General features: G+C 60.9%; 6 protein-coding genes and 1 pseudogene. 3 read left to right on the top strand and 4 right to left on the bottom strand.

Annotation, left to right across the window (positions count from 1 at the left end):
- Nucleotides 1-9: 9 nt before the first annotated feature.
- Nucleotides 10-1,677 carry a GMC oxidoreductase gene (locus tag HNO79_RS15245; RefSeq protein ID WP_214165791.1) on the top strand — a complete coding sequence of 556 codons (1,668 nt, stop codon included), beginning with the start codon at nucleotides 10-12 and terminating at the stop codon, nucleotides 1,675-1,677.
- A 29-nt stretch (nucleotides 1,678-1,706) separates the two neighbouring features.
- Nucleotides 1,707-3,041 carry an MFS transporter gene (locus HNO79_RS15250; protein ID WP_048856903.1) on the top strand — a complete coding sequence of 445 codons (1,335 nt, stop codon included), beginning with the start codon at nucleotides 1,707-1,709 and terminating at the stop codon, nucleotides 3,039-3,041.
- A gap of 170 nt (nucleotides 3,042-3,211) precedes the next feature.
- Here HNO79_RS15250 and HNO79_RS15255 read toward each other — a convergent pair whose 3' ends face one another.
- Both HNO79_RS15255 and HNO79_RS15260 read right to left on the bottom strand, forming a co-directional pair.
- Nucleotides 3,212-4,576: an amidohydrolase family protein gene (locus HNO79_RS15255; protein ID WP_214165792.1), complete on the bottom strand. Its 1,365-nt coding sequence runs from the start codon at nucleotides 4,574-4,576 to the stop codon at nucleotides 3,212-3,214.
- A complete protein-coding gene (locus tag HNO79_RS15260) occupies nucleotides 4,573-5,577 on the bottom strand; it encodes an ABC transporter substrate-binding protein (protein ID WP_214165793.1) in 1,005 nt (334 codons plus the stop codon). The genes HNO79_RS15255 and HNO79_RS15260 overlap by 4 nt, the downstream gene beginning before the upstream one ends.
- 190 nt (nucleotides 5,578-5,767) lie before the next feature.
- On the opposite strand from HNO79_RS15260, the gene HNO79_RS15265 reads away from it, so the two are divergent.
- The gene (locus HNO79_RS15265) at nucleotides 5,768-6,673 is read left to right on the top strand and encodes a LysR family transcriptional regulator (protein ID WP_214165794.1); all 906 of its coding nucleotides are present in this window, start codon (nucleotides 5,768-5,770) and stop codon (nucleotides 6,671-6,673) included.
- Between the two features lie 370 nt (nucleotides 6,674-7,043).
- Here HNO79_RS15265 and rpiA read toward each other — a convergent pair whose 3' ends face one another.
- Nucleotides 7,044-7,748, bottom strand: coding sequence for a ribose-5-phosphate isomerase RpiA (gene rpiA / locus HNO79_RS15270; protein ID WP_214165795.1), 705 nt, complete (start codon nucleotides 7,746-7,748; stop codon nucleotides 7,044-7,046).
- A gap of 44 nt (nucleotides 7,749-7,792) precedes the next feature.
- Nucleotides 7,793-7,895: pseudogene (locus tag HNO79_RS17310) on the bottom strand (6-phosphogluconolactonase); the annotation flags it as partial.

A 7,895-nucleotide genomic window follows, 5' to 3' on the forward strand; every position in this document is an offset into this window, starting at 1 on the left:
GAACGGAATATGACCGGAACAGGATATGATGTCATTGTCGTGGGATCGGGCGCTGCCGGTGGTTTCGCGGCAAAGGAACTGACGGAACAGGGGCTGTCCGTACTGGTGATCGAAGCCGGGCGCTCACTTTCCGACAGCGACATCAAACCGCCCGCGAACAGAAGCGGCGGCGACAACGTGCAGCTTTTCCCCCGCATCAGGGCCACACTGTCGGGTCAGCACATCCAGTCCCGCGTGGCGTTCTTCAGCGAGACGCTGAAGCATCTTTTCGTCAACGACCGGCAGCACGGCTACACCACACCGAAGGACGCCCCTTTCCTGTGGATACGCGGGCGACAGGCGGGTGGCCGGCTGCATGCGTTCGGGCGGGTGCTGTTCCGCTGGTCCGATTACGACTTCAAGGGCGCGGACAAAGGGGACGGAGGCGTGGACTGGCCCCTGTCCTATGCCGATCTTGCGCCGTGGTATGACAGGGTGGAAACGTTCCTTGGCATCCATGGCACCCACGACGGCATAGAAACCGCGCCTGATGGCGTCATGGCCCAGTCCACCCCGCTGACACCGGAAGAACGCAGCTTCCGCAGCGCGGTGGAGGCACGCTGGCCGAACCGGCATGTGGTGCCCTGGCGTTTCAATCCGCATAACGGTGGCCCGATGCCCAGTTCCCTTCGGGCGGCTATGGAAACAGGCAGGCTTACGATACGCCCGGATGCCGTGGTGCGTGAGGTCATGACAGACCCCGCATCGGGACGCGCAACCGGTGTGTGCTATGTTGAGCGCCAGACGGGAAAAGTGTGCGTCGCCCACGCAAAGGCGGTGGTTGTCTGTGCCTCGCCCATAGAAAGTGTCCGCCTGCTGCTGAACTCCCGCAGTCGCCTGCATCCCGACGGGCTGGGCAACAGTTCGGGCACGCTGGGTCATTATTTCATGGACCAGTGCCCGAGCCTTATGTTCGGCCGCTGGCCCGCAAGCTGCCGGGAAGGCGAAGATGCGCCCCTGCCGGTCCATACCCTGTTTGGTACCACGGGCGGCCTGTACATTCCCCGTTACGAAAACGCCTGCGGGGCGCACGACCCGGCATTCAGGCGCGGTTATACGTTTCAGGGATCAATTGGCCGCCATGCATCGGCGGGGGGCGCTGACGTGCCGGTTACGATCATGGGTTTCGGGGAGATGCTGCCGTACCGCACCAACGCCATCACCCTTGATCCGCGCAGGCGTGACAGGTGGGGGGTACCACTGCCCCATATCCGCTGCGTGCCCCATGCCAATGAACGCGCCATGCTGCGCAAGCAGATCCGCGATTGCGCGGACATGATCGAAACGCAGGGTGGTCATGTGGATTTCTGGGCTTCCCCCCTTGGTCTGGGCGAAGGTGACGCGGGACTTTATCCTGACAAACCTTTTCCCATACGCTGGTTCATACGCAAGATGTTTCCAAAAAGCATGACCATGGGGGCCGCCATTCATGAAAGCGGGGGCGCGCGGATGGGGAATGATCCCGCGACATCCGTGCTCAATCCCTTCTGCCAGTCATGGGACGTGCCCAACCTGTTTGTCACGGATGCGTCCAGCTTTCCCACCGGTGGCGCGCTGGGCACGACACTGACCGTCATGGCGGTCAGCATGCGGGCCTGCCACCATCTGGCAGAAGAGCTTCGGGCCGGTCGCCTGTAACCGTTCATTCCTCAGCCGGGAGGCCAGTCATGTCATCCATAACCAGTGAAGTCTCCCTGCGTGAAAAGGTCGCCTATGGATGTGGCGACCTGTCGTCCAACCTGATGTGGGGCATGACGTCATCGTACCTCATGTTCTATTACACGGACATATACGGGCTACCCGTTGTTGCCGTTGGGTGGATCCTGCTGGTGGCGCGGGTGTTTGACGCCTTCTGTGATCCCGCCATCGGATATGTCATCGATCGACAGGGCGGACAGATTGTCCCGCGCCTGATCCGGTCGCTGGCACTTCCGTTCGGGGTGGCCGGGTTCGTGTGCTTCGTATCCCTGCCGCTGTCCCCGAATGGAAAAATACTGTGGGCGCTGCTGACATATATCGTTCTGGGCGCCATCTATTCCTGCATCAATACGCCCTATGGTGCGCTGGGCACGATGATCACCCGGCAGGCACATGACCGGGTTGGCCTGAACGCCTTCAGGATGATGGGCTGCCAGGGGGGGCAGTTCATTGTATCGCTGTTCACGATCCCGGCCATCACATGGCTTGGTGGAGGGAACAGCATGGTGCAGCGCCAGCATGGCATGGCGCTGTATGCACTGTGCCTTGCAATTGCCGCGACCATTCTGTGGCGATATGTCGGACGGGTCTGCATTACACGTTATCCGCCCGCACCCGCCCGCCATTCCCCTGTGGTCCTGCTGCGCGCGCTGGCGCAGAACCGGTGCTGGTGGCTGTGCAATGGCCTGGTGTTCCTGCAGTTTGCCGGGCTGGCCGCGCTTTATGGCTTTGCCCTGTACTATGCCCGCATCATTCTGGGGGGAATGGACGAAATGGGGGGCGTGCTGCTGACCGTCGCCACCATAATGGGATTTGCCGGCGCCATCATATGCCCCCATATCGTGCGTCGCCTGGGTGTTATCGGAAGTGCCGCCGCCTGCGGGGGCGTTCAGGTCATGGCATATCTGCTGCTGGGGCTGGCAGGGGACTGTGTCCCGTTCTTTTTCGCGGCTTTTGCCATGCTGACACTGGCGCAGGGCATCACGTCCCCGCTTTATTATGTGCTTCTGGCACATGGCATAGACGTCGGCAGGATGACGTCACCCGTCAATACGGCGGGCATGGCCTATTCAATCAATACGCTGGTCACAAAACTGTCCATGGGGGTGACGGGGTTCATACTCGCCACGTTCCTCGCGCATGGTCATTATGCGGGTGATGTCCATACCTTCTCCCCTGCCCTGAAGCACTGGATCATGGCAGGCTTTGTCTGGCTTCCGCTTGGGGCGGCGGCGCTGCAGCTTGTTCTTCTGGCCATATGGCCACGTGGTGTCGCATCGCCGGTCACCAGACGGAACCCGTGACGGCCCGCACCCGCCATCCCGGCCATGGCACCAAAATCGCCCGCCCCAGGGGACAGGATGCCATTATACCGCACATGGTATCGGACATGACAGACCGGCCGGATGAGCATTGCCTAAAAACGGCATGCGAACCCGGATAATGTCCTGACAGGTGGTATCCCCCCCTCCGGTCAGGGGCCTGTGGAATCCAGACAGCCGACAACGGTTCTGGCATCCTCAAGCAGCCGTTCAAGGTCCAGGCCGGGAATGGCGCCATCCACGACAACCGGCCTGCCACCAACCAGGACATGGCGGACACTGGCGGCCCCCGACACGACCGGCGCGATCAGCGGATCATGCAGCCCCGCATGCCGTGGGGAATCAAGGCGGTGGACGACCAGATCGGCAATTTTGCCGACCTCCACGCTGCCCAGCTCCGGATACCCCAGTATTGATGCGCCTGATGACGTGGACCAGCGCACGACATCTTCCGCCGTTACGGCGTCAGCCCCCTGCACGGCACGATGGATCATCCATGCGCAGTGCATTTCGGCACCCATGTCACAGGCTTCGTTCGATGCTGCTCCATCCACGGCCAGCGACACCCGCCCCCCACATGCGTCCAGCGCAGGTGCCGGGGCAATCCCGGACCCCAGGCGACAGTTGCTCTGCGGACAGTGAGCCATGCCCGTGCCGGTCTGCGCCATGAGCGCGATCTCGCTCTCATCCATATGGACCAGATGGGCAAACCATACGTCAGGTCCGACCCAGTCATGTTCGGCGACAAACTGCAGCGGCCGCATGCCATAGGTTTCAAGGCAGAATTTCACATAATTTGTCGTTTCGGACAGGTGGGAATGCAGGAAAATACCCATGCCACGCGCGGCTGCGGCCATTTCACGCAGTTCCGTGGGCGTGGCACCCCATGTTGGCGTATTGGGGGCCAGTACGATCCGTGTCATGGAAGTGGGGCTGGGATCATGGTAGCGCCGCACCAGGTCATCAACACGCCTGAGCATGACATCCAGCGGCTCGGTTGGCGCGGGAATGATTTCATCCGTGTCGAACTTCCTTGCCTGCGTTGTCCCGCCACGCGCAAGGACGTAGCGCAGCCCCAGGTTCCGCGCCGTATCAAACAGGACATCCGCCGGGTTGTACGGGTATAATTCGGAAAAGAGATAATGATGGTCGGCGACGGTCGTGCATCCCGACAGCAGCAGTTCCACCATGCCAACCCGGGCCGCGACACCCAGTGCCCGTTCGTCGATCCTGTTCCAGTAGGTATTGGGCACCAGGCGCAGCCAGGGCTCAAGTGGCTTGTTGATTGCCGTGGGGACCGCTTTCAGCATTGTCTGGAACAGATGATGATGCGTGCTGACCAGCCCGGGAGTAATGACGCCACCGCGTGCGTCCAGCAGGGTCTCATCCGGCAAGGGTGACAGGTTCCCCATTTCCGCAATCCGTCCATTGCGGATCCGTACGCTGCCCGTGCTGCGCGCGGCGTCCCCCCGCAGTCCTGTCAGGATACCGGTCGCATTGTGAATCAGCATGTTCATGAGGGCATAATCCGAAGCGTATCAACATATGATGTCGTGAAGGCCGACTGCCAGTCTGCAGTTTCCGCCAGCAGTTTGTGTGCCACCATGAAGTCGCGCGTCGCCTTCCAGCGTTCGGTCGTCATGGTGCCAATCCCCCGCGTGGCCGTATCGGGAGAAATGAGCGCACCGGCCTTCTTCAGCGTTGCGATGCCAAAGGCGAGATGGTCCGGTGTCATGCGGTTATTGGCCTTGAGGATAAGGTCATTGCCCAATGCGGGATCGTTCATGTAGTCGTGCCATCCCATGAGCGAGGCCCTGATGAACCCCCGGACAGTATCCTGTTGCCCGACACTCTTCTGCCGTGTCGTGACGATGGGCGCGCCGTAGGGCGGGTATCCAAGACCGGCAAACGGAAAAAACCTTACGGGCACGTTATTGCGCTGCGCATCCCACACTTCGGACGATGCATAGGCCTGCACGGCTGCGGCCGGGTTCGCAAAAAAGGGCTGCAGGTTAAATGTGTACCGCGCAGCCTGCGCGTCATCAAAACCATACTTCTCCTTAAGCCACGGCCAGAATGTCACATGGGAACTACTGGCGATAAGGATGGGATGCCCGCGCAACTGGTCCAGCGCCGTAATGTCATCATGCGTCATGAGCCCCTGCTGGTCATGCTGGAACGTGCTGGCAACCGCGACCAGCGGAATGCCGGAGGCGACCGCCGACAGGATCTGGAAATCATACCCGGTAATGAAATCAGCCTGACCAGCCAGCAGCAGCTGTGGTACGTTCATCTGGGGGCTGGCGGCCTCGATCCGTACATCAAGCCCTTCGGCGGCGTAATATCCCTTTGCCAATGCTTCATAAAAGCCACCGAATTCGGCCTGGGCATACCAGGAGGTGACAAACCTTATGGGGGTGGCGGCCCGCGCGCGGCGGATTGATGGCATGGACAGCCCGGTTACGCCGCCGGCAAGGGCCTGCAGGACAGTCCTGCGGCGGATGCTCCGATGTATCATGGGCACGTCTTCCCTGTTATCGCGAAACACAGTGTAAGACCGTGGACGGATACTTCTGAAGCATCTATTTTCGCGTCAAGCGCTGCCTTTTTGCGTGCGGAGTTTCTGTTTGACGGCGCACGGACATCTGCCTGGGCCGGCAGCATGTTGCGTCATAGCCCGGCCCAGGCAGGCTGGCGGAGGTTTCTGGATGCTGCATGCACGACTGCTTCACTACCTCGACGCAATTGCCCGGTACGGGTCCATGCGCAAGGCGGGAGAGAAACTGCATACGGCGTCTTCAGCCATCAACAGGCAGGTGCTGGCGCTTGAGGCCCGGCTGGGAACACCCATCTTTCACCGCCTGCCCCGTAAACTGGTCCTGACGCCTGCGGGCGAGGTGCTGTTGCAGCATGTGCGGCGCACGCTGCGGGACATGGAACAGACGCAAAAGCTTATTGACGATATCAAGGGACTGCGGCGTGGCGACATCATGATCGGAATCATGAATGGCCCCGCCACCACCATCCTGCCCATTGTCATTGCGGACCTGCGGGAAAGCTGCAGCGGGATCCGCCTGCATATCCGGATCATACCCCAGAATGAAATTGTCCGGGATGTCGTATCCGGTGAGGTGGATGTGGGGATCGGGTTCGACTTTTCACCGGACCCGAATATCAATGTCTTCCATACATGGACGTGCCAGCTTGGGGTTGTGGTCAGCCCGGGACATGAACTGGCGCACAGGAAATCGGTCAGTTTCATGGACTGCCTTGCATTTCCCATGATCATTGGTGATTCCGCCATGTCCATCCGGCCCCATCTGGATGTACTGGCGGCGCGGACCGGCGTGGAACTCAATCCGGTCATCGAAACCAATTCGGTTGAAACAATGCGCAGGATCGTTGCAACCGGCCATGCCATGACGTTCCTGACATCACTCGATGTCATTGCGGAAACCAGGACGGGCGATCTGGTCTATGTTCCGCTGAAGGACGTCGACATACAGTCCCAGTCCCTGTCCGTTATTACACCACACGACAGTCGGAACGCACTCAGCGCCATACTGCTTGAACGTTTCCGCTCCGTCATAGATGACGTTCTGCATACGAGGTGATGTTTCCCCGATGCCATGTCGCCACAATACTGACGGGACGCATGCAGCCGGAACACCGCCTTTTTGGAAAAATCCGACACCCGGCAACTTTCACTTTCCATCACTGCATTATTTCAGCACGCCCGCCCGTGCAAGGGCCAGTGCAACGGCCCGACCTATCCCGCGTGAAGCGCCTGTTACGATCGGAACCCGGTTTGCAAGGGTATTGTCCGGCGGCGTCCGTGTATCCGACATCATGCTGGCCTCCCGCGCCTGCATTACAGGCGGATCACTATACCCGCTGTCCCGATCATGTCTAAACCGAGATGAATACGCTCCCGGCGGGATCACAGGGCCCGGGTCCCCGCCACCACTCACAACAGGCGCGCGGTTATCCGGCCATGAGGTGTTTCAGGCCGTCCCGGCCCGCCACGATGACTTCGGATGTGCGGCCGATGAACAGGCCGCTTTCGATCACGCCCACAATCGCGCGGATTTTGCGTGCCAGCACTACGGAATCCGCGATTTCTCCAAAATTGCAGTCCAGGATCAGGTTGCCCCCATCGGTGCAGAAGGGCGTGCCGTGCTGGTCCAGCCGCAGGGTGGGGCGTGCGCCCAGATCCCGCAGCCGGGTGGCCGTCAGTTCCCAGCCGAATGTCGTGACCTCCACCGGCACGGGCATGTGGTGGCCCAGCCGCCGCACCAGCTTGCTTTCATCCACCACCACCACAAAGCGGCGTGAGGCCGCGGCCACGATCTTTTCACGGAACAGCGCACCGCCCCGCCCCTTGATCAGGTTGAGCGTGCCCATCTCCACTTCGTCCGCCCCGTCAATATCAAGGTCGATCTGCGGATGGCTGGCGAATGTCACCAGCCTTATGCCATGCGAACGCGCCTGCTCGGCCGAGCGTTCGGACGTGGGAATGGCGGAAAAACGCAGCCCCTCCGCCCAGCGGCGGCCCAGTTCATCAATCATGTAGGCCGATGTGGTGCCAGACCCCAGGCCCACCACCATCCCGTCCCTGACCATGGACGCGGCTTCGATCGCGGCAAGACGCTTCTGTTCTTCCCGCGGGTCACTTATCTGGAGTGTCATGTCCGGGTTCCTGCTATCCTTCTGGCCGGCTGTCTCCACGACGGTCATTGTCCCGCCGCCGCCCTGTCCATAAGCCAGATGAGTTCGCCTTCGGTCGTGATGTGGCTGGCGGGTTCCGCCGGGTCACCGGCGCGTACCTTCGCAAAC

This window comes from Komagataeibacter oboediens (assembly GCF_018491655.1).
GTDB lineage: Bacteria > Pseudomonadota > Alphaproteobacteria > Acetobacterales > Acetobacteraceae > Komagataeibacter > Komagataeibacter oboediens.